This window comes from Hydrogenophaga soli, from assembly GCF_054777695.1.
The window spans coordinates 555,948-577,527 of the sequence record NZ_BAAHAK010000001.1 but is presented as its reverse complement, the minus strand read 5'-3'; the positions used below and the strand labels follow the sequence as shown (position 1 = coordinate 577,527).

General features: G+C 64.8%; 21 protein-coding genes. 5 read left to right on the top strand and 16 right to left on the bottom strand.

Annotated features, from left to right (window positions below; all coding sequences use genetic code 11):
- Nucleotides 1-50: 50 nt before the first annotated feature.
- From ACYVB7_RS02635 to ACYVB7_RS02625, 3 genes are all read right to left on the bottom strand, one after another.
- Entirely contained in the window at nucleotides 51-299 is a 249-nt protein-coding gene (locus tag ACYVB7_RS02635) for a hypothetical protein (RefSeq protein ID WP_460504997.1), read from the bottom strand.
- Nucleotides 300-464: 165 nt separating this feature from the next.
- Nucleotides 465-977 (bottom strand): hypothetical protein, encoded by a 513-nt coding sequence (locus ACYVB7_RS02630; protein ID WP_460504996.1) that lies wholly within the window; start codon nucleotides 975-977, stop codon nucleotides 465-467.
- On the bottom strand, nucleotides 974-2,194 hold the full coding sequence (locus ACYVB7_RS02625) for a JmjC domain-containing protein (protein WP_460504995.1): 1,221 nt from the start codon (nucleotides 2,192-2,194) through the stop codon (nucleotides 974-976). Before ACYVB7_RS02625 ends, ACYVB7_RS02630 begins: the two co-directional genes overlap by 4 nt.
- Nucleotides 2,195-2,208: 14 nt before the next feature.
- Here ACYVB7_RS02625 and ACYVB7_RS02620 point away from each other — a divergent pair, with 14 nt between their 5' ends.
- A complete protein-coding gene (locus ACYVB7_RS02620) occupies nucleotides 2,209-2,748 on the top strand; it encodes an FKBP-type peptidyl-prolyl cis-trans isomerase (protein WP_460504994.1) in 540 nt (179 codons plus the stop codon).
- A 42-nt stretch (nucleotides 2,749-2,790) separates the two neighbouring features.
- On the opposite strand, the gene dut is transcribed toward ACYVB7_RS02620, so the two are convergent.
- From dut to xseB, 8 genes are all read right to left on the bottom strand, one after another.
- The gene (gene dut / locus ACYVB7_RS02615) at nucleotides 2,791-3,240 is read right to left on the bottom strand and encodes a dUTP diphosphatase (RefSeq protein ID WP_460504993.1); all 450 of its coding nucleotides are present in this window, start codon (nucleotides 3,238-3,240) and stop codon (nucleotides 2,791-2,793) included.
- 46 nt (nucleotides 3,241-3,286) lie between these two features.
- Nucleotides 3,287-4,549, bottom strand: coding sequence for a putative Na+/H+ antiporter (locus ACYVB7_RS02610; protein WP_460504992.1), 1,263 nt, complete (start codon nucleotides 4,547-4,549; stop codon nucleotides 3,287-3,289).
- A gap of 156 nt (nucleotides 4,550-4,705) precedes the next feature.
- Nucleotides 4,706-6,469, bottom strand: coding sequence for a TRAP transporter large permease (locus ACYVB7_RS02605; RefSeq protein ID WP_460504991.1), 1,764 nt, complete (start codon nucleotides 6,467-6,469; stop codon nucleotides 4,706-4,708).
- Nucleotide 6,470: 1 nt separating this feature from the next.
- The gene (locus tag ACYVB7_RS02600; protein ID WP_460504990.1) at nucleotides 6,471-7,079 is read right to left on the bottom strand and encodes a TRAP transporter small permease subunit; all 609 of its coding nucleotides are present in this window, start codon (nucleotides 7,077-7,079) and stop codon (nucleotides 6,471-6,473) included.
- Nucleotides 7,080-7,214: 135 nt separating this feature from the next.
- The gene (locus ACYVB7_RS02595) at nucleotides 7,215-8,294 is read right to left on the bottom strand and encodes a TRAP transporter substrate-binding protein (protein ID WP_460504989.1); all 1,080 of its coding nucleotides are present in this window, start codon (nucleotides 8,292-8,294) and stop codon (nucleotides 7,215-7,217) included.
- A gap of 167 nt (nucleotides 8,295-8,461) precedes the next feature.
- Complete coding sequence (gene dxs, locus ACYVB7_RS02590; protein WP_460504988.1) at nucleotides 8,462-10,309, bottom strand: 1-deoxy-D-xylulose-5-phosphate synthase; 1,848 nt, start codon at nucleotides 10,307-10,309, stop codon at nucleotides 8,462-8,464.
- A gap of 1 nt (nucleotide 10,310) precedes the next feature.
- On the bottom strand, nucleotides 10,311-11,189 hold the full coding sequence (locus ACYVB7_RS02585) for a polyprenyl synthetase family protein (RefSeq protein ID WP_460504987.1): 879 nt from the start codon (nucleotides 11,187-11,189) through the stop codon (nucleotides 10,311-10,313).
- Nucleotides 11,186-11,440 carry an exodeoxyribonuclease VII small subunit gene (gene xseB / locus ACYVB7_RS02580; RefSeq protein WP_460504986.1) on the bottom strand — a complete coding sequence of 85 codons (255 nt, stop codon included), beginning with the start codon at nucleotides 11,438-11,440 and terminating at the stop codon, nucleotides 11,186-11,188. Before xseB ends, ACYVB7_RS02585 begins: the two co-directional genes overlap by 4 nt.
- 251 nt (nucleotides 11,441-11,691) lie before the next feature.
- Here xseB and ACYVB7_RS02575 point away from each other — a divergent pair, with 251 nt between their 5' ends.
- The 3 genes from ACYVB7_RS02575 to ACYVB7_RS02565 all read left to right on the top strand — a co-directional run bounded on the left by ACYVB7_RS02575 (nucleotide 11,692) and on the right by ACYVB7_RS02565 (nucleotide 14,786).
- Nucleotides 11,692-12,834 carry an aromatic ring-hydroxylating oxygenase subunit alpha gene (locus ACYVB7_RS02575; protein WP_460504985.1) on the top strand — a complete coding sequence of 381 codons (1,143 nt, stop codon included), beginning with the start codon at nucleotides 11,692-11,694 and terminating at the stop codon, nucleotides 12,832-12,834.
- 139 nt (nucleotides 12,835-12,973) lie between these two features.
- Nucleotides 12,974-13,870 (top strand): DMT family transporter, encoded by an 897-nt coding sequence (locus ACYVB7_RS02570; protein WP_460504984.1) that lies wholly within the window; start codon nucleotides 12,974-12,976, stop codon nucleotides 13,868-13,870.
- A 37-nt stretch (nucleotides 13,871-13,907) separates the two neighbouring features.
- Nucleotides 13,908-14,786: a sulfurtransferase gene (locus tag ACYVB7_RS02565; protein WP_460504983.1), complete on the top strand. Its 879-nt coding sequence runs from the start codon at nucleotides 13,908-13,910 to the stop codon at nucleotides 14,784-14,786.
- Between the two features lie 13 nt (nucleotides 14,787-14,799).
- On the opposite strand, the gene ACYVB7_RS02560 is transcribed toward ACYVB7_RS02565, so the two are convergent.
- On the bottom strand, nucleotides 14,800-15,699 hold the full coding sequence (locus tag ACYVB7_RS02560) for a dienelactone hydrolase family protein (protein WP_460504982.1): 900 nt from the start codon (nucleotides 15,697-15,699) through the stop codon (nucleotides 14,800-14,802).
- Nucleotides 15,700-15,905: 206 nt separating this feature from the next.
- On the opposite strand from ACYVB7_RS02560, the gene ACYVB7_RS02555 reads away from it, so the two are divergent.
- Nucleotides 15,906-17,471, top strand: a complete 1,566-nt coding sequence (locus ACYVB7_RS02555) for a methyl-accepting chemotaxis protein (RefSeq protein ID WP_460504981.1) — start codon at nucleotides 15,906-15,908, stop codon at nucleotides 17,469-17,471.
- 24 nt (nucleotides 17,472-17,495) lie between these two features.
- On the opposite strand, the gene ACYVB7_RS02550 is transcribed toward ACYVB7_RS02555, so the two are convergent.
- The 4 genes from ACYVB7_RS02550 to ACYVB7_RS02535 are packed head-to-tail and all read right to left on the bottom strand — an operon-like array spanning nucleotide 17,496 to nucleotide 21,503.
- Nucleotides 17,496-18,503: a P-loop NTPase family protein gene (locus ACYVB7_RS02550; protein ID WP_460504980.1), complete on the bottom strand. Its 1,008-nt coding sequence runs from the start codon at nucleotides 18,501-18,503 to the stop codon at nucleotides 17,496-17,498.
- Nucleotides 18,500-19,507: an ABC transporter ATP-binding protein gene (locus ACYVB7_RS02545; RefSeq protein ID WP_460504979.1), complete on the bottom strand. Its 1,008-nt coding sequence runs from the start codon at nucleotides 19,505-19,507 to the stop codon at nucleotides 18,500-18,502. The genes ACYVB7_RS02550 and ACYVB7_RS02545 overlap by 4 nt, the downstream gene beginning before the upstream one ends.
- A gap of 19 nt (nucleotides 19,508-19,526) precedes the next feature.
- Nucleotides 19,527-20,465 (bottom strand): ABC transporter permease subunit, encoded by a 939-nt coding sequence (locus tag ACYVB7_RS02540; protein WP_460504978.1) that lies wholly within the window; start codon nucleotides 20,463-20,465, stop codon nucleotides 19,527-19,529.
- A gap of 12 nt (nucleotides 20,466-20,477) precedes the next feature.
- On the bottom strand, nucleotides 20,478-21,503 hold the full coding sequence (locus tag ACYVB7_RS02535; protein WP_460504977.1) for an ABC transporter permease: 1,026 nt from the start codon (nucleotides 21,501-21,503) through the stop codon (nucleotides 20,478-20,480).
- Nucleotides 21,504-21,580: the final 77 nt, after the last annotated feature.

Genomic DNA, 21,580 nt, shown 5'->3' with positions numbered 1-21,580 from the left:
AAGCCGCTGCAAGCAGCGGCTTTTTGTTCAGCTGAACGCCAATCAGGCGATCACTGCTTCTTTTCTTCGGGCTTTTGCTCGGCGGCCGGAGCGGCAGCGGCGGGAGCAGCAGCAGGGGCTTCGGCAGCGGGAGCGGCGGCAGGAGCAGCAGCTGCGGGGGCAGCAGCAGGTGCTTCAGCAGCGGGAGCGGGGGCAGCAGCGGGAGCCGGTGCGGGAGCAGGAGCGGCTTCTTCTTTTTTGCCACAGGCGGTCAGGGCAGCGGCAGCGATCAGGGCAGCCAGCAGAGCAGTTTTGGTCATGTCGTTCGAGTGTGAGTCCAATGGATGGTGACAAGGCTCCCTGCGCAGGGGAGCCAAGCGGTCGAACCGAGCAAGTCGGCTCGCGGGATTCTACTCAAAAACTGACACATTTCTGACTTGTCAAGAGAAAAAACCCTGATCAATTTCCGGGTTTTCGGTCAAAAGTCACAGTCCGAGGGTGGATGCCGGAAACGCGGGTGACGATCGAGCCCACAGCGCATCCAAGGATTGTCCCAGGCGGGTGCGCAAGCCGACGTCATCCCCACACACCACCACCCCGCGCTCCACATCCAGGCGCTGGAAAGCCCAGTCCCCCGACCACATCACCGACGGCGTGTCCGATGCCGCCAGGTGGCGGCAAGCCCTCGCCTCCACCAAGTGGTCCCAGGTCTGACGCCAGGCCACAAAGCGGGGATGGACACGCTGCAAGGTGCGGTAGTCGTGCGCCAGCAACCGCAACCGCCGCCCGCCCGCGGCCCATGCCTGCAGCGCCTCAATCACCCCGCGCTCCCCCAGAGGCCAATCGGCAAAATCGGCGTCACACCACCACCACACCGCCTGGGGTTGTTGCGGGCCATGGGCCAACGCCCAGCGCAGCATCGCATCAAACGACGAGCGCCCTTCCAGGCGACCGTGCGGTGGCAGCGCAGCGTCCGAAGCCCTGGTTTCTGCGTTCATGACTGGTGCAGCCAACCGGCGCAGAGCCACTCCGCCATCAACTCTTGCGCCTGGGCGCTGGCCTTGGCCACCTGGGTGGCCGACAACGCACGTCCATCGGCCAACTGGCGCATCAGGCGGGCATCCGCCCCACCGGCGCGAAAGCTGTCACCGTTGATGTACACGTGGCGGTCGTCGTACATCATGCGGGTGCGCCGATCCAGCTGAACCGCAACCCCAGCCCGCCAGGGCGTTTCGCACTCCTCGAACCACACCTTGGGCTTGGGCTCGGTCATCACCTCGCCCAGCGCACTGGCCAGGGCATCGCGCTCGGACAACATGCGCTCCAAGGCCTCACGGGCGAAGGCTTGCAACGTAGGGGGAATGGCTGCCGGTGTGGTGGTGGCGGGCTGCGCAGCGTCGCGGTACAGCGTGTCGTCTTCGTACACATCGGTCATGCGCAGCAGCAGCTCGCCCGCCAGGGCGGCCCGCTGCGGCACGCGGAACCCAATGGAGTAGGTCATGCAGCCGGTGTCTTCGGCAATGCCGTCGTGGGCCCAACCCGGGGGCAGGTAGAGCATGTCGCCCGGCTCCAGCACATGCTCTTCTTCGGGCTCGAAGTTGGTGAGGATTTTCAGCGGCACATCGGGCTGCAAGGCCGGGTCCTTCTGCCGACCAATGCGCCAACGCCGCCGCCCGGCTGCTTGCAGCAGGAACACGTCGTAACTGTCGAAATGGGGCCCCACCCCGCCCTGCTCGCTGGCCCAGGAAATCATCAGGTCGTCCAGACGGGCATCGGGCACGAAACGGAAGCGATTCATGAGGGCATGAACCCCGTCGTGGTGCAAGTCCACCCCCTGGACCAGCAAGGTCCACCCCGCCTGGCTTTGCGCAGGGAATGCACTTTTGGCAAACGGGCCGTGGCCCAGCGTCCACCCCGGGTCCGCTGCCCCACGGCGCTTGCGCGCCCCCGGTGCGGCCGCGGCCTGGAAGCGGGTCTGTACCACCAAACGGGACTCCACGTCATCGCGCTGCGCCAGCGCAAACAACTCGGCGCGGCTGAGCAGGGGCTGAAACCCGGGCACAGCCTGGCGCACGAGCAAGGGCTTTTTCTGCCAGTACCGACGCATGAACTGGGTGGCCGACAGCCCTCCCAGCAAGGTTTGCGGCACGTCCACCTCAGACGGGGACACACCAGACGGCGCACGGGGGCGGGAAGGGGTGTTGGCTTGGCTCATGGGACAATTGTCCGATGAAAATCTCCGAGCAATGCGTCGTTGCCCTGACCTGGACGCTGAAAGACACCCTGGGCGAAGTGCTGGACACCCTGGACGAACCGGTCGAATTTTTGGTGGGTGGCGAAGACCTCCTGGACAAAATCGAAGCCGCCCTGCAAGGCCACCAAGTCGGTGACGAAATGGAACTGCACCTGGAGCCGGAGCAAGCCTTTGGCGACTACCACGAGCAACTGGTGTTCCTGGAGCCCCGCACCCTGTTCCCTGCCGAGCTGGAAGAAGGCATGGCCTTTGAAGGCCTGCCCCCGGGCTGCAACCCCTCCGCCCCCACCGACCTGCTGTACTTTGTGTCGGAAATCTACCCGGAGCATGTGATCCTGGACGCCAACCACCCCCTGGCGGGCATTGCCATCCGCCTGGACCTGAAGGTGCACGCGGTGCGAGAAGCCTCCGTGGACGAAATCGGCAAGGGCACCCTGGGCACGGGCTTCTTCCGCCTGCAAGGCCCGGCTGACACCGACGCCACAGGCCCTGCCGGTCACCAGCACTTGCACTGAGCGCAGCCCGCCCGCCCCGCCAGGACTTTCCCTGGCGGCAACTCAGGCCACGCCTGTGGAGCCGTAGCCGCCCTCACCGCGCTGGCTGGCACCCTCAAACGACTCCACCAGCTTGAAGCTGGCCTGCACCACCGGCACCACCACCAATTGGGCCAGCCGCTCCATGGGCTGCAGGGTGTAGGGCACGTCGCTGCGGTTCCAGGCACTGACCATCAGCTGCCCCTGGTAATCGCTGTCGATCAGGCCCACCAGGTTGCCCAGCACAATGCCATGTTTGTGCCCCAAGCCTGAGCGCGGCAGGATCATGGCCGCGTAGCCAGGATCTTTGAGGTGGATGGCCATGCCGGTGGGCACCAGCTGCCAGGCGTTGGGCAGCAGGGTCAGCGGCTCCGTCAGGCAGGCCCGCAAGTCCAGCCCCGCGCTGCCCGGCGTGGCATAGGTGGGCAGGTTGTCGCGCAAGCGCTCGTCCAGAAGCTTCAGTTCAATTTGCATGTGCATGACGACAAGTGTGTGAATGACATGCCCCGCGTTGCGCGCATCAAGCAGGCAGCAGGCGGAAGCACAAGATGGCCACCACGGTGGGACCCAAAGCACCCAGGATCAGGCTGAGCGGGGAAATGGCCCCCTCGTGAAACGTGCTCTTCAGAATGGAGGCACCCGCCGGGTTGGGTGCGTTGGCGATGATGGTCAGCCCCCCACCCGTGACCGCTCCGGTCAGCACCGCATACTTGAACTCGGGGGTCAGCCCGTCCACCAGCGAGGCCAAATAAGTCAACGCCGCATTGTCGGTGATGGCGGTCAGCGCCGTGGCTCCGAAGTACACCGTGGTGTCGTTCATCTTCATCAGCAGGGGTTGCAGCCACCACTGCTGCATGCCCCCCAACACCACCAGTCCGCCCAAGAAGAAGGCCACCAGCAAGCCTTCGCGCAGGATCAGGCGATTCTCCTGAAATGCCGGATAGGCCTGGGCCACCCCCATGAACAGGAGGAAGATGGCCACGAATGCCGCGGGGTGGTGGGCAAACACCACGATGCCCACGAGAAACAACACATGCCCCCCCACCATCCAAGCGGGCACACCGCTGTAGGGCGACTGCGTGGCCAGCTTGAAGCGTTTGAGTTCAGTCGCAAACAAAGCCGTCAGCACTGCGGCATTGATGAACACCGCGACGGCGGCCTTCCAGCCCACATGGGTGATCATGTAGGCGATGTCCAGGTTCCATTTGGTGGCGACCATCAGCACCGGCGGCGCAGCAAACGGGGTGAGGGTGCCACCAATGGAAACGTTGACAAACAACACACCCAGCGCACCGTACTGCAATCGGCGCGAGGCCTTGGCAAAAATGGTGTCCTTCATCAACAAGGCCGCCAAGGTCATGGCAGCAGGCTCGGTGATGAAGGAGCCCAACAGAGGCACCACCGACAGCGCCACAAAGAAGAAGGCCATGTTGCGGTTGAGCGGCATGAGCCTGACCACACCCTGCACCGCCATGGACGACACCTGCAACACGGGCTTGCTGGCCGCCACGACCATGATGGCAAACACAAACAGTGGCTCGGTGAAATTGCGGGTGTCGAGGTAGTGAGTGGCCTCCTCAAAACCCAGCATGAAACCCATGGCGACCATGAAGACCATGCCCCAGACACCAAAAACGATCTCCACCTCGGCCAACAGGTGCCACACCCCCGCATGGGCGGGTCGGGTGTGGGCCAGGTGCTCAAAGAACTTGGTGGAAAACGTGTGGATCAGCGCCAGTGCAAACAGCACGGCGGCCACGATCTGAATCGAGGTCGGGTTCAAGCGGTCTCCTTCATCGAAATGGGGCCATGCGGCCCCAGCACCGGCATGTGGCCGGAGAAGCAATCAAAAAGTTTAAAGTAATTTCAGGCTCTAGCGCTTTTTATGATTGGATGTATTGCCATGAAAAACATAGCAAAACATCCACCTCATGTCGCCTCAGGGCTTGCCTTTGCTGGCCTCTTCAAGTGCCTTCATGGGGTCTTCTGGCTCCGAATCATTCGCTTTGCTGGCATCTTCCGCGTTTTCTTCGGGAGCCGGTTCATCCGCCTGCAAGTCGGTCATGTTGTTGAGCATGTTGTCCACGGTGGTCTGATCCACCTGAACCGCCTTCTCCAGGTTGCCCGTCACCAACCCCGGATACGCAATGACCGCGGCCACCATGATGAGCTGCAGCACGATGAAGGCGATGGAGCCCTTGTAGATCTGTGCCGTGGTCACCGCCGGGATGCGCTGTTTGGTCACTGCATCGGTGTAGTCGTTGCGGGCGGCCACGCTGCGCAGGTAGAACAGCGCAAAACCAAACGGCGGGGTGAGGAACGAGGTTTGCAGGTTCATCGCCAGGATGATGCCGAACCAGATCAGGTCAATGCCCATCTTCTCGGCCACTGGGGCCAGCAGCGGGATGACGATGAAGGCGATTTCAAAGAAGTCGATGAACATGCCCAGCACGAACACCAGCACGTTGACCACCAGCAAGAAGCCCAACTGTCCGCCAGGCATCTTGTCGAACAGGTGTTCCACCCAGATGTGGCCATCGGCCGCGTTGAAGGTGAAGCTGAACGCGGTGGAGCCGATCAGGATGAACAGCACAAAAATGGCCAGCTTGGTGGTGTTCTCCATGGCCTGATGCATCAAGCTGAAGCTCAGTCGACCACGGGACCCAGCCATGATGAGTGCACCCAGTGCCCCCATGGCCCCGCCTTCGGTGGGGGTGGCAATGCCCAGGAAAATGGTGCCCAGCACCAGGAAAATCAGCACCAGCGGAGGAATGAGCACAAAGGTGACCTGCTCGGCCAGCCGGGACAGCAAACCGATGCGCAGCACCCGGTTGACGATGGCCAGCGCCAGCGCCAGGAACGACGCCACGGTGATGGACATGATGAGGATTTCATCACCCGCCGCGGGCATTTCTCGTCCGATCCAGGGGCTGATGATGCTGTCATGCACCTGCGACCAGCTGTAGCCAGCGGCTGCACAAACCACCATCAACAGCCCCAAGGAACGGTGACCGCTGGCCCCATTGGGTTCGTTGTAGATCCGTGCCTCCGCAGGCAAAGCAGGCACCCAGTCGGGTTTGACAATGGCCACCACCGCAATGAAGGCCAAGTAAAGCCCCACCAGCAGCAACCCGGGAATCAGACCGCCGGCATACATGTCACCCACCGAGCGGCCCAATTGGTCGGCCAACACGATCAGCACCAGCGAAGGTGGAATGGCCTGCGCCAGTGTGCCCGACGCGGTGATGGTCCCCGTGGCAATGGTGCGGTTGTAGCCATATCGCAGCATGATGGGCAGCGAAATCAAGCCCATGGAAATGACCGCCGCAGCCACCACACCCGTGGTGGCTGCCAGCAGCGCACCCACCAGGATCACGGCCACGGCCAAGCCGCCACGCACCGGACCAAACACCTGACCCACCGTTTCCAACAGGTCTTCGGCCATTCGGCTGCGTTCCAGGATGATGCCCATGAACGTGAAGAATGGGATGGCCAGCAGGGTGTCGTTCTGCATGATGCCGAACACCCGCAGCGGCAGGGCCTGGAACAGGTTGGAGGGGAACAGGTTCAGTTCCATCCCCACAAAACCAAAGAACAGCCCGGTGGCCGCCAAGGCAAATGCCACGGGAAAGCCACTCAGCAGGAACACCAGCAGACCGCTGAACATTAGCGGCACAAAATTGGCAGTGAGAAATTCGATCATGTCAGTTCACCTTGGCGGCAGGCGTTGCACCCGATTGCTGTTCTTCCAGCAGGGCCTGGGCCAGTTTTTCTTCGTCCGATGGCTCCTCATGAGAGAGCGGATCGGGACCCGCACCAGTCAGGAAAGCCAGCCGTTTGATCAACTCGGAGACCGACTGCACGGCCAGCATCACAAACCCCACCGGGATGAGCAGGTACACCGGCCAGCGGACCAGCCCCCCCGCGTTGGAGGACACCTCACCAGAGGTCCAGGCATTGGCAAACACAGGCCAACTGAGCTTGACCATCAAGTAGCACAGCGGGAACACAAACAGCAGGATGCCCGCCACGTCCACGATGTTGCGACCCCGCGCACTGAACTTGCTGGAGACGAAGTCAATGCGCACGTGGGCGTTCTTCAAGAACGCGTAACCCGAGCCCAGCATGAACACTGCGGCAAACAGGTACCACTGGATCTCCAGCATGGCGTTGGAGCTGTTGTTGAAAATCTTGCGAAAAATCGCATTGCCAGCACTGATGAGCGTGGTGGAGAGAATCAGCCACATCATCAGCCGACCCACACGATCCGTGAGTCCGTCAATGAGGCGAGAGAGGTTTAACAACGAGGACATGGAGCCTCCAAGTGAACAAAAAAGTGCGCAGTCTAGAGGGGAAAGGCTGAGAAACGACTGACGACTTGAACACAACCAGGGCACAAAAAAACCCCGCCGGTGCGGGGCTGTTTGTGCGGTCACAGAAACCTTGCGTCAGAGCTTGGCGCTCTGCATGAAACGGTCGAACTGGGCTTCGGTGAAGCGGAACCACAGGTTCTGGTCTTTGCGGAACGCAGCGTAGTCGCTGTAGATTTTTTTCCAGTTGGGGTTCTTGTCACTGAGGTCGCTGTACAGCGCCATGGCTTGTTTGAAGGCCTCGTCCATCACCACTTTGGGGAACGGCAACACCTTGGCACCACCGGCCACCAAGCGCTTGAGTGCAGCTGGGTTGCGGGCGTCGTACATGGCCTGCATGGTGGTGTGGGCGTGGGACGCAGCACACTCCACGATGGCCTTGTTCTCGGGCGACAGGTCGTTGAACGCTTTTTTGTTGATGTAGAAGTCGAGCTGAGCACCACCTTCCCACCAGCCGGGGTAGTAGTAGTTCTTGGCCACTTTGTAGAAGCCCAGCTTTTCGTCGTCGTACGGCCCCACCCATTCGGTGGCGTCGATGGTGCCTTTTTCCAAGGCCTGGTAGATCTCCCCGCCCGGAATGTTCTGCGGCACCCCGCCCATGGCCGAGAACACCTTGCCCGCAAAGCCACCAATGCGCATCTTCATGCCCTTGATGTCGGCCAGGGTCTTGATTTCCTTGCGGTACCAGCCGCCCATCTGGGCCCCCGTGTTGCCGCCAGGGAAGTTGACGATGTTGTACTGGTCGTAGAACTCGCGGAACAGCTTGAGGCCGTTGCCGTCGTAATACCAGGCGGTCAGCTGACGGCTGTTCAGGCCAAAGGGAATGGCCGTGCCCAGGGCAAAGGTGTCGTCCTTGCCAAAGAAGTAGTACGGGGCAGTGTGGGCCATTTCCACCGTGCCCTGCTGCACGCCATCCACCACACCGAACGCGGGCATCAGCTCACCGCCGGGGTGCACCGACACTTCGAACTTGCCGCCCGACATGGCCTTGACCTGCTTGGCAAACACGTCCGCAGCACCAAAAATGGTGTCCAGCGCCTTGGGGAAGCTGGAGGCCAGGCGCCAGCGGATGGCCGCCTGGGCGTGCACGGCAGGGGCTGCACCGGCAGCCAGCACACCGGCGATGCCAGCGTGTTTGATGAGGGAACGACGATCCATAGGGGTTGACTCCGTGGTTATGAAACACATCCGCAACGTCGCTTCGAGGCGGGGTGCGGAGACTGAGCAGTCCGGGTCATTGTAGGAACGCCCCCCGAGCGGAATGCCCGGGTTTTCCCTTGAAGGGAAAGGCCCCTTCAGCTTCCTGCAAGCTTGGAAAAAAGGGCTCAGGTACGCCAGCGTTCAATGGAGGCTTGGATGCCCGCGGCATCCAAGCCCTGCAACGCGAGCAACTTGACCGGGTCGCCATGGTCAATGAACTCATCGGCCAGGCCCAACGACAACACACGCCGTGACAGGCCCAGGGCTTGCAGGGCTTCCAACACAGCGGAACCTGCCCCGCCCATGACACAGCCTTCTTCCAGCGTGACCAGCTCGGCATGGTCTTGGGCCACCTGACGCAACAGCTCCAGGTCCAAGGGTTTGGCCCAGCGCATGTTGACCACCGTGGCGTCCAAGGCCTCGCCCACGGCCAAGGCGGGGGCCAGCAAGGTTCCAAAAGCCAACAACGCGATGGACTTTCCGTGCCGACGCACCTCACCCTTGCCAAACGGCAACGGCTCCAGGTGTGAAGGCACCGCCACACCAGGCCCGGTGCCCCGGGGGTAACGCACCGCCACCGGCTGGTGTTGCTGGTAGGCGGTGGTCAGCAAGGCTCGGCATTCGGCCTCGTCAGCCGGGCAGGCCACCGCCATGTTGGGAATGCAGCGCAAGAAGGCAATGTCGTAAGCCCCCGCATGGGTGGCACCATCGGCCCCCACCAGCCCCGCGCGGTCCAGCGCAAACACCACCGGCAGGTTTTGCAGCGCCACGTCGTGGATGAGTTGGTCGTAGGCCCGCTGCAAGAAGGTGGAGTAAATGGCCACCACGGGTTTGAGACCTTCGCAAGCCAGCCCGCCTGCGAAGGTGACGGCATGCTGCTCGGCAATACCCACGTCGTGGTACCGCTCGGGGAAACGGCGGTGAAACTCCACCATGCCCGAGCCCTCGCGCATGGCGGGGGTGATGCCCACCAAGCGCGGGTCGGCCTCGGCCATGTCGCACAGCCATTGACCAAACACCTGCGTGAAGGTGGGCTGCGACGGTGCGGTGGGCTTGACCAAACCCACGGCGGGGTCGAACTTGCCCGGGCCGTGGTAGGCCACGGGATCGGCCTCGGCCAGCTTGTAACCCTGGCCCTTTTTGGTGACCACGTGCAGGAACTGCGGCCCCTTGAGGTGTTTGAGGTTTTCCAGCGTGGGAATCAGGCTGTCCAGGTCGTGGCCGTCGATGGGGCCCACGTAGTTGAACCCGAACTTCTCGAACAGCGTGGCCGGCACCACCATGCCCTTGGCGTGTTCTTCCAGGCGCTTGGCCAGCTCGAACAGCGGCGGGGCGTTCTTCAGCACCTGCTTGCCCACGTTTTTGGCGGCGGCGTAGAACTGCCCGCTCATCAACTGCGCCAGGTAGCGGTTGAGGGCCCCCACCGGCGGGGAAATGGACATGTCGTTGTCGTTGAGCACCACCAGCAGTTGCAGGTTGTCGTGCACCCCGGCGTTGTTCAGCGCCTCGAAGGCCATGCCCGCGGTCATGGCCCCGTCGCCAATCACGGCAATGGCGTGGCGTTGCTCGCCCTTTTGGTGGGCCGCCACGGCCATGCCCAGCGCCGCCGAGATGGAGGTGGACGAATGCGCCGTGCCAAAGGTGTCGTATTCGCTTTCGTCGCGCTTGGGAAAGCCGCTGATGCCCCCCAACTGCCGCAAGCTGTGCATGCGGTCACGCCGCCCGGTCAGGATCTTGTGCGGGTAGGTCTGGTGCCCCACGTCCCACACGATGCGGTCGTGCGGGGTGTTGAACACATGGTGCAGGGCAATGGTGAGCTCCACCGTGCCCAGGTTGGAGCTGAGGTGCCCGCCGGTTTTGGACACGCTGTCCAGCAGGAAATGGCGCAGCTCAGCGGCCAAGGCCGCCAGCTGAGGGCGGGTGAGCGACCGCAGATCGGCCGGTTGATCGATGGTGTGTAACAAAGCGGTCATGTCAATGGGAGCGTCCGCCCACCAGATCGGCCAATTCGTGCAAGGGCGCCGTGTGGGGCAGGCTGCTTGCATCCAGGCTGGCGTGGGCTCGGGCCAGCGCCTGCGCCGCGTAGGCACGGGCTCCGTCCAGGCCCAGCAGACTGACAAAAGTGGGTTTGTCGTTCAAGGCATCTTTGCCCGCGGTTTTGCCCAGGGTGGCGGTGTCGGCCACCACGTCGAGGATGTCGTCCACCACCTGGAACGCCAGCCCCAACTGCCAACCGTAGTCCGACAGCGCCTGGGCCGCTGAGCCTGACACGCCGCCACAGGCCGCCCCCATGGTCACGCTGGCGTGCAGCAGGGCGCCGGTCTTGAGGCGGTGCATCTGTTCCAGTTGCGTCTGATTGAGTTGCACCCCCACACTGGCCAGGTCAATGGCTTGCCCACCGGCCATGCCGTTGACGCCTGCGGCACACGCCAACTGGCGGCACAGCTGCACCGACAGGTCGGCCGACTGGCTGGCGTCGTCGGGCACCAGCAGCTCGAAGGCCAAGGCCTGCAAGGCATCACCGGCCAACAGGGCCGGTGCTTCGCCAAACTGCACGTGCACGGTGGGTTTGCCCCGGCGCAACACGTCGTTGTCCATGCACGGCAGGTCGTCGTGCACCAAGGAATAAGCGTGAATCAGTTCCACCGCGCAGGCCGCACGCAGCGTGGCCGTGGGGTGGGCACTGCCGCCCGCACGGGCAGCGGCCATGACCAGCAGCGGGCGCAAGCGCTTGCCGCCATCCAGCACGGCATAACGCATGGCCACGCCCAGCTGGGCCGGGCTGTCGGCCAACACCCAGCGCGACAGGGCTTGCTCGACCTCGGTCAGGCATTCGGTCATCCAGCCGCTCATGGCGCGGCCTCCCAGGGGCGGGATTCACCGTTGTCCATCACCTTGATCTGGCTTTCGATGGCCTGCAGCCGCTCTCGGCAGAAGGCCAGCAACTGCGCCCCTCGCTGGTAACGTGTCAGCAGCTGGTCCAGCGGCAACTGGCCGCTGTCGATCTGGCCCACCAGCTGTTCCAGCTCGGCCACGGCCTCCTCATACGTGCGGGGAAGCCCTGGGTCCGTCGGTTCGGCGGAGATGGAACGTGATCGGGTCATGGTGACGCAATGGGCCTGTGGCGGACAAAGAGCGAGATTTTAGGCCGCCCCAACCTTCGGCCAAGCCGCCAGCCCGCCAGCCCCCGGTTGTGCCCAGGGTCAATGGGGCCGGGGTACACTAGCCGCCCCTTTTTCAACCTGTCGGGGTTGCTCCAAGGAACGTTTCTCTTCCACCCTCCCGCGCTCTATCGATCTTCGTGACAGCGCTTACCCTGCCCCTTCATAGGGGGAGTCTTTAGGTCAGGACCTTCATGTCTGATTTGAGTCTTCAGCTTCAGCAGGCCGCAAGCCAACTTCCCGTTTCCAGCTATTTTGACGAGGCGCTGTTCCAGCGCGAGCTGGAGACCATCTTTCAGCGCGGGCCCCGCTACGTGGGGCACACCAACGCCGTTCCCAACCTGGGCGACTATTACGCACTCCCACAGGAAAACGAGGGCCGTGCCCTGATCCGCACCGCCAACGGCGTGGAACTGGTGTCCAACATTTGCCGCCACCGCCAGGCCGTCATGCTCAAGGGCCGTGGCAACCTGGGTGACAACGCCAAGGGCCATGCGGGCGGCAACATCATCTGCCCGCTGCACCGCTGGACCTACAGCGGCGGCTCGGGCCTGAGCAAAGTGGGTGAACTGGTGGGTGCACCCCACTTTGCGCAAGACCCCTGCCTCAACCTCACCCGCTACCCGCTGCGCGAGTGGAACGGCATGCTGTTCGAAGACAACGGCCGCGACATCCAGGCCGACCTGGCCGACATGGGCCCCGCCCACACCCTGAGCTTTGAAGGCATGGTGCTGGGCCATGTGGAACAACACGTCTGCAACTACAACTGGAAGACCTTCATCGAGGTCTACCTGGAGGACTACCACGTCGTGCCCTTCCACCCCGGACTGGGCAACTTCGTGACCTGCGACGACCTGAAGTGGGAATTCAAGCCCGAGTACTCGGTGCAGACCGTGGGCGTGCAGAAAACCCTGGAAGGCACCTTCGGCAGCCCCGTGTACCAGCGCTGGCAGGAGGTGCTGATGAAGTACCGCAACGGCGAACTGCCCGAGCGTGGGGCCGTGTGGCTGACCTACTACCCCCACATCATGGTGGAGTGGTACCCGCACGTGCTGACCGTGTCCACCATGCACCCCATCAGCATCGACAAGACGCTGAACCTGGTGGAGTTCTACTACCCCGAAGACATCGTGGCCTTCGAGCCGGAGTTCATTGAGGCCCAGCGTGCGGCCTACATGGAAACCTGCATCGAGGACGACGAAATTGCCGAACGCATGGACGCGGGCCGCAAGGCCCTGCTGATGCGCGGTGAAAACGAGGTGGGTCCCTACCAAAGCCCCACCGAAGACGGCATGCAGCACTTCCACGAGTGGTACCGCGCCCGCATGGGCCTGTGACCAGGCGACAAGCCCCTGCGGCTTGACCCCACCGAAGACCCGCCAACCGCTCTCCCACCAGCGCTGGCGGTTCTTTCATTTTGATAGCAAAGTGTTCAATCAAAAAAAGCGCTAGAGCACAAAAAAGCTCTCACTCCACATGCAAGCCCTCTGGATGTTGCTGGCCGCCCTGCTGTTTGCCACCATGGGGGTGTGCATCAAGTTCGCCTCGGCGTGGTTCAGCAGCTTTGAAATCGTGTTCTACCGGGGGCTGATCGGCCTGGCCTTCATGGCCGTGGTGATGCGCTGGCGGGGTGTGAGCATCGCCACCCCCGTGCCCATGATGCATTTCTGGCGCAGCGTGGTGGGCACCACGGCGCTGACCACCTGGTTTGTGTCCATTGCCATGCTGCCGCTGGCCACGGCCATGACGCTCAACTACATGAGCAGTGTGTGGATTGCCGCCTTCCTGGTGGGCGGGGCCTTGCTCATGCAAAAGCAAGGCGAAGTGCTGCGCGAACAAGGGCCGCTGATCCTCACCGTGCTGGCCGGTTTTGGTGGCGTGGCCCTGATGCTGCGCCCCACCATGGCCGATGGCCAGCTGTTCGGCGGCCTGCTGGGTCTGGTGTCCGGGGTGTTCTCGGCGCTGGCGTACCTGCAGGTGTCGGCCCTGTCCAAGGCGGGTGAACCGGAAAGCCGCACGGTGTTCTTCTTCTCCGCCGGGGCCACGCTGGTGGGCGCGGTGGGCATGGCCGTGGACGGCCCCCATGCCTGGGACGGCAGCCATGCGCTGTGGCTGGTGCCCATCGGACTCTTGGCGGTGCTGGGCCAGCTGTGCATGACCCGTGCCTACGCCAGCGGGGCCACCCTGCTGGTGGCCAACCTGCAGTACATGGGCATTGTGTTTGCGGGCGTCTACAGCGTGGTGATTTTTGACGACCGCCTGCCCCTGGTGGGCTGGGCGGGCATGGCCCTCATCATCGCCAGCGGCATCCTGGCCACGCTGCTGCGCAACCGCACCGTGCCGCAAGCCCCGCCCGAAGACCACGCCAGCTGACCCTCACCCCCTTTTTTTCTTCAACCAGCCCATCGCCATGCACACCACCCTCATCCAAGCCGCCGACCTGCAAGCCCTGCAACGCAGCGGGGCCGATCTGGCGCTGTTCGACGCCAGTTTTGACCTGTCCAACCCCACCGACGCCAGCCGGATGTTCGAATCGGTGCACATTGCCGGAGCACGCCGGGTGGACCTGGACCGCGACCTGTCCATCCACGGCGGCAGCGTGGCCGCGGGCACGTCGGCATCGGGCGGTCGCCACCCCCTGCCCACCCGCGAAGCCTTTGCCCGTTGGCTGGGCCAACAAGGGGTGCGCCCCAGCACCCAGGTGGTGGTGTACGACCGCAACGGCGTCAACTACGCCGGCCGCCTGTGGTGGATGTTGAAGTGGTGCGGCCACGAGGCCGTGGCGGTGCTGGACGGCGGCCTGCAACACTGGCAGGCCCAGGGAGGAGCCGTGGCCTCGGGCCCCGCAGACGCCCCCACCCCGACCGATGGCCCCTACCCGCTGGCCGCCCCGTTGGCCGAACTGGCCACGTTCGAGCAGGTGCGGGCCGCGGTGGACGCCCCGGGCCGCATGACGGTGGTGGACGCCCGTGGCGGCCCGCGCTACCGCGGCGAGGTGGAGCCGCTGGACCCGGTGGCCGGACACATCCCCGGCGCGCTCAACCGCCCCTTCAGCGAGAACCTGGGGGCCGATGGCCGCTTCAAACCCGCAGCCCAACTGCGCCAGGAGTTTGAAGCGGTGTTGGGCGCCAATGACCCCGCCACCGTGGTGCACCACTGCGGCAGCGGTGTGAGCGCCGTGCCCAACATCCTGGCCATGGAGCTGGCCGGTTGGGGCCGCCGCCCGCTGTACGCCGGCAGCTGGAGCGAGTGGTGCAACACCCCTGGCGCGCCCGTGGCCAAGGGGTGATGGCGGCGAGACTTCAGGCCACGCCGTGGGCCTTGAACCACGCCAGGGCGCGGTTCCAGCCGTCTTCGGCAGCGTCCTTGCGGTAGCTGGGCCGGTAGTCGGCGTGGAAGGCGTGAGGCGCGTCGGGGTAGACCACAAATTGCGAGGCCTTGGCCGCGGCATTGCCCTGGGCCAAGGCGGCTTTCATTTTTTCGACCGTGTCTTGGGCAATGCCGGTGTCGGCCCCGCCGTACAGGCCCAGCACCGGCCCGTGGAGCTGGGCGGCCACGTCCACCGGGTGTTTGGGCGTGAGGTCGGAGGCCGACCCCACCAGGCGGCCATACCAGGCCACCCCGGCCTTGATGCGGGGGTTGTGCGCGGCAAACAGCCAGGTCTGGCGACCACCCCAGCAAAAACCCGTCACCCCCACCCGTGACAGGTCGCCCCCGTTGGCCCCCGCCCAGTCCAGGGCGGCGTCCAAGTCGCCCATGACCTGGGCATCGGGCACCTTGGCAATGACTTCGGCCATCAGCTTGGCAATTTCGCCGTAGCCTTGGGCGTCGCCCTGGCGCACGAACAGCTCAGGGGCAATGGCCAGATAGCCCGCTTTGGCCAAGCGCCGGGCGACGTCGGCAATGTGTTCGTGCACGCCAAAAATCTCGGACAACACCAGCACCACCGGCAAACCGGTCTTGCCTGCCGGGGCCGCACGGTAGGCGGGCATCTTGAAGCCTTTGACGTCGATGCTGACCTCACCCGCCACCAGGCCATCGGCCGAGGTCTTGATGGCCGTCTGGGCCATGATGGGGCTGACCGCCGCCGCGTACCCCACCCCCAAGGCCGCCTTGAGGGCCGTGCGGCGGGTGGCCCCTCCGTCGGCCAGATGGCCAGAGAGCAAGGCCGCTCCATCCTGGAGCAGTTCGGGTCGATTCATGATCATCTCCTGGGTTGTTCATTGCGCCGCCAAGCCGGGGCGCGGCCATGGTAGACCGCGCCGAATAACCCACAGGCGCGTGCGCCCAAAGGGCCGCTCACTCCACCCAAACAGAGCCCGAGAAAGCCACCCAGGCTTGATCAACCCCATTGACGCATCTCTGATACCCTCACCCGTTCAGAAAGCCATCGAAGGGACTGCACATCATGTTCGACAAATTCCGTTTGATTCACCGTGTCTGGGCCATGGTGGTCCTGAGCTGGATCTTGCTGTCGGTGACCATGGGTTACGGCATCCACGGCATGAAGCGGGCCCAGAGTGCGATGGAGCAGGTTCACGACCACCACATGGCAGGCGTGACGGCAGCGGATGCCATGCGGCGTGGCAACCAGCTCAACCGCATGGAAATGCTGCTGATGTTCCAGCACGCCCCCGATTCCCCCCTGCTCGGCGTCCACGGCCACCCCATCACCGCCCACCTGGACAACATCGGCAAGCTCACCGAGCAGAACAACGCGGCCCAGCAGACCCTGGAAAAAATCTCCACCGACCCGCAAGAAAAAGCCCTGCTGGACCAAGCGCTGAGCCAACGCAAAGCGTGGCAGGTGAAGCGGGCTCAGATCATGGACGCCATCAAAGGCGGGGACTTTTCGCCCGCCACCATGAGCTTCACCCTGGTGGCCTTCCGCACCGAAGCCGCCGCGTACGAACAGGCGCTGCAGGCCGTGGCAGACCACCACGACCACCAGGCGCAAGTGGAGGCTGACCAGGCCCGCAGCCGCTACCACACCAGCCTGACGGTGTTCGTGCTGGTGCTGGTGCTGGGTGTGCTGCCCATGACCGGATTCACCCTGCTGACGCTGCGCCGCCTGCGCCTGGGCTTTGACCAAGCCGACACCGCCGCCAATGCCATCGCTGCGGGTGACCTGACCCACCGCATCGACCTCAGCGGGGGTGATGAAATCACCGAACTTCAACGCCAGATGGCGGCCATGCAGGACAACCTGCGCCAGTTGCTGGGCAAGGTGGTGTCGGGGGCCGACGCCATTGCCACCGCCTCGCACCAGGTGGCCACGGGCACCTTCGACCTGGCCGGGCGCACCGAGCAGCAGGCCAGCTCGCTGGAGGAAACCGCGTCGGCCACCGAAGAGCTCAACAGCACCGTCAAGCTCAATGCCGACAACGCCAAGCAGGCCAACGACATGGCCGAATCGGCCTCAGCGGTGGCGGTCAAGGGCGGTCATGTGGTGTCCCAGGTGGTGCACACCATGGACGAGATCAACACCAGTTCGCGCAAGATCGTGGACATCATCGCCGTGATCGACGGCATTGCCTTCCAGACCAACATCCTGGCCCTCAACGCGGCGGTGGAAGCGGCCCGCGCGGGCGAGGCCGGCCGGGGTTTTGCGGTGGTGGCCGCCGAAGTGCGTCAGCTGGCCCAGCGTTCGGGCACCGCGGCACGCGAAATCAAGGCCCTCATCGACGACTCGGTGAGCAAGGTGGACAGCGGCACCCGGCAGGTGGGCGAAGCGGGCCAGACCATGGAGGAAATCGTCTCCAGCATCGAGCGCGTGACGCAGATCATGAAAGACATCGCCTCGTCCAGCAACGAACAGGCCCTGGGCCTGTCGCAAATCAACCAGGCCGTGGCGCTGATGGACAGCGTGACCCAGCAGAACGCGGCCTTGGTGGAGCAGACCTCGGCGGCCTCGGCCTCGCTGCAAGAGCAGGCCCAGGTGCTCAAGCAGGAAGTCAGCGCCTTCAAGCTCTGAGCCACCCGGGCCGGGACGGAGGCCTCAACCCGTCACCAGGTGGCAGGCCACCCAGGCGTCGTTGACCGGGCGCAGCTCGGGCGTCTGCTCGCGGCAGCGCTCGGTGGCCAGCGGGCAGCGCGGGTGGAAGGCGCAGCCGCTGGGCGGGTTGAGCGGGCTGGGCAGCTCGCCCTGGATGGCCAGGCGCACCTTGCGCAACGAGGCGTTGGCCGCCGTGTTCAGCATGGGTGAAGCCGACAGCAGCGCCTGCGTGTAGGGGTGCTGGGGCTGGGCGTACAGCCGACGCTTGTCGCCCCGCTCCACCACCCGCCCCAGGTACATGACCAACACCTCGTCGGCCACGTGCTGCACCACCGCCAGGTTGTGCGAAATGAACACATAGGCCGTGCCCAGCTCCTGCTGCAAGTCCATGAACAGGTTGAGCACCTGGGCCTGGATGGACACGTCCAGCGCCGACGTGGGTTCGTCGGCCACCACCACCGGTGGGCGCAGCATCATGGCCCGGGCAATGGCAATGCGCTGACGCTGCCCGCCCGAGAACATGTGGGGGTAGCGCTGGTCGTGCTCGGGCCGCAGGCCCACGTGGGCCATCATGGCCTGCACCCGCTCGCGCTGCTCGGCCTTGCTCAAAGGGGTGTTGATGGCCAGGGGTTCGGCCAGCTGCTGAGCGATTTTCTGGCGCGGGTTGAGCGAGCCATAGGGGTTCTGGAACACCATCTGCACCTGGGTGCGCAGGTGCTTTTTCTGCTCGGGCGTGGCCTGGGCGGCGTCCACCCCGGCCAGCACCACATGGCCGCTGCTGGGCGGCTCGATCAACGTGAGCTGGCGCGCCAGGGTGGACTTGCCACACCCCGATTCGCCCACCACCGCCAGCGTGCGGCCCGCGGCCAGCTCGAAGCTGACGCCGTTGAGCGCCCGCACGGTGTGGGCCGGGCGCAGCCAGCCGCCTTTGACGCTGTAGTGGCGGTGCAAGTCCTGCACCCGCAGCACCGGTTGGGCCGCGACCGACCCGACATGGACCTCAGCATTCATGCCACAACTCCTGCCGCCTCGCCGGGGGCGTGGGCAAACTCGATGGGGAACAGACAGCGCACCGCCTTGGCCGCGCCGGCCTGCGGCTGGGGCACCAGCGCGGGGGGCTGCTGCCTGCACACGGCCTGCACCCGCGGGCAGCGCGGCGACAGCAGACAGCCCTGGGGCCGGTCGTGCTTGCCGGGCACGATGCCGGGCAAGGCCTTGAGGCGCTGGCCCTGGTTGTGCTCGGGCAGCGACTCCAACAGCGCGTGGGTGTAGGGGTGCATCGGGTGTTCGAACAGCTGGGGCACGGCGTCCTGCTCCACCACCTGCCCGGCGTACATCACCATCACCCGCTGGGCCACTTCGCTGACCACGGCCAGGTCGTGGGTGATCATGACCATGGCCATGCCCTGCTCGCGCTGCAGGCGTTGCAGCAGCGTCATGATCTGGGCCTGGATGGTCACGTCCAGCGCGGTGGTGGGTTCGTCGGCGATCAGCAGCTTGGGGTGGCAGGCCACGGCCATGGCGATCATCACCCGCTGGCTCATGCCGCCCGACAGCTGGTGCGGGTAGGCCTTGAGGCGGGTTTCGGGGGCGGGGATTTCCACCATCTCCAGCAGCTCCACCGAACGGCGGTGCAATGCCGCGCCCCGCAGCCCCAGGTGCACGCGCAGCGACTCCTGGATCTGGTAGCCCACCGTGAAGCTGGGGTTGAGGGCCGTCATCGGGTCCTGGAAGATCATGGCCATGTCCTTGCCCACGATCTGGCGCCGCTGGCGCGGGCTCAGGGTGAGCAAGGGGTGGCCGTCAAAGGTCAGCTCGTCGGCGGTGATGTGGGCGCTTTCGTCCAGCAGGCCCATGAGGGCCATCATGCTGACCGACTTGCCCGAGCCCGACTCGCCCACGATGCCCAGCATTTCACCGGCATCCACGTCCAGGGACACGCCGTCCACCGCCCGGAAGGGATGAGCCCCCCCGCCAAAGCGGACCGACAGATTGCGTATGCGCAACAAACTCATGTGGTGTGCTCCGTGCCGGTCAGGCCATGCGTTGCAGTTTGGGGTCGAGCGCGTCGCGCAGGCCGTCGCCCATCAGGTTGATGGACAGCACCGACAGCAAAATGGCCACACCCGGGAAGGTCAGCGCCCACCAGGCGGACTCCAGGTACTCGCGGGCCGATGCCAGCATGGTGCCCCACTCGGCATCGGGCGGCTGCACGCCCATGCCCAAAAAGCCCAGGGCCGCAATGTCCAGGATGGACGACGAAAAACACAGCGTGGAGTGCACGATGAGCGGGGCCATGCAGTTGGGCAGCACGGTCACGAACATCAAACGCCCCAGCCCGGCCCCGGCCACGCGGGACGAGGTGACGTAGTCCCGCCCCAGCTCGGCCATGGCCGACGCCCGGGCCAGGCGCACATAGCCCGGCAGGCTGACCACCGCAATGGCCAGCACCGCATTGGCCAGCCCCGGACCCAGCACAGCCATGACGGCCACGGCCAGCAGCAGCGAGGGCAGCGCCATCATCACGTCCATCACCCGCATGATCACCGCGCCCAGCCGCTGCGGGAAAAACGCCGCCAGCAGGCCCAGCACCACCCCAGGCAGCATGGCCGCCAGCACCGAGGCACCGGCCACCAGCAGCGACAGACGCCCACCCCAGATCAGGCGGGCCAGCATGTCGCGCCCGGCCTCGTCGGTGCCCAGCCAGTGGGCGGCCACCCCGCCCTCCTGCCAGGCCGGAGGGCGCAGCAGGTGGTCGCGGTACTGCATCAGCGGGTCGTGCGGTGACACCCACGGCGCCAGCACCGCCGCCAGCACCACCACGGCCATGAACACCAGGCCCCACACCGCCCCGCGGTTGCGGCTGAAGCTGTGCACGAATTCGCGCCAGGGCCCGGGGGGCAAAGCGGCCGCAGAACCATTGATAAAATCAGGCTCTACCGCTTTATTTGAAACAACAGTTTGCTCTGTCATGTATAGCACCCCTCAACCATGCCGCACCCGGGGGTTGACCACCCCGTAGAGCACGTCCACCACAAAGTTGGTGAAGATCACCAGCAGCGCCACCAGCAGGATGCCGTTCTGCACCACCGGGTAGTCGCGGCGGCTGATGGCGTCAATCAGCCACTTGCCGATGCCGGGCCACGAAAAGATGGTTTCGGTCAGCACCGCGCCGCCCATCAGCACGCCCACTTGCAGGCCGATGACGGTGATGACCGGCACCAGCGCGTTGCGCAAGGCATGCACCCCCACCACCCGCCACGGCGACAGGCCCTTGGCGCGGGCGGTGCGCACGTAGTCCTCGCGCAGCACCTCCAGCATGGACGAGCGTGTCATGCGTGCAATGACCGCCAGCGGGATGGTGCCCAGCGCCACCGAGGGCAGCACCAGGTGGCGCACGGCGTCCCAGAAGGCCCCGGCGTTGATCTCCGGGTCGGCCCGCTGCGCCAGCCAGGCGTCGATCAGCATGAAGCCGGTGTGCGGCGGCACGTCAAACGCGGTGCCGATGCGGCCCGACACCGGCGTCCAGCCCAGGTGCACCGAGAACACCAGAATCAGCAGCAGGCCCCACCAGAAAATGGGCATGGAATACCCGGTGAGGGCCGCACCCATCACGCCATGGTCCAGCACCGAGCCGCGCTTGACCGCGGCCACCATGCCCGCCGCCAAACCCAGCACCACCGCCAGCAGCATGGCGCACACCGCCAGCTCCAGCGTGGCGGGAAACAGCGCGGTGAACTCGTCCCACACCGAGGTTTTGGTGACCAGCGACAGGCCCAGGTCACCATGGGCCAACTGGCCCAGGTAGTTCAGGTACTGACGCCACAGGGGCTGGTCCAGCCCCAGGTTGGCCAGGGCGGCGGCATGCAGTTCAGGGCTGAGGTTGCGCTCGCCCATCATCACCTCGACCGGATCGCCGGGGATGAGCCGGATGAGTCCGAAGGTGAGCAGGGTCAGCCCCAGCACCGTGGGCAGCAGCAGGCCCAGACGCTTCAACACAAAAGTGAACATGGTTCACACGCTCCACAACAAACAACAAGCCGCCGCCATCGGCAAGATGGCAGCGGCTTGTCGGGAACACCACCGCA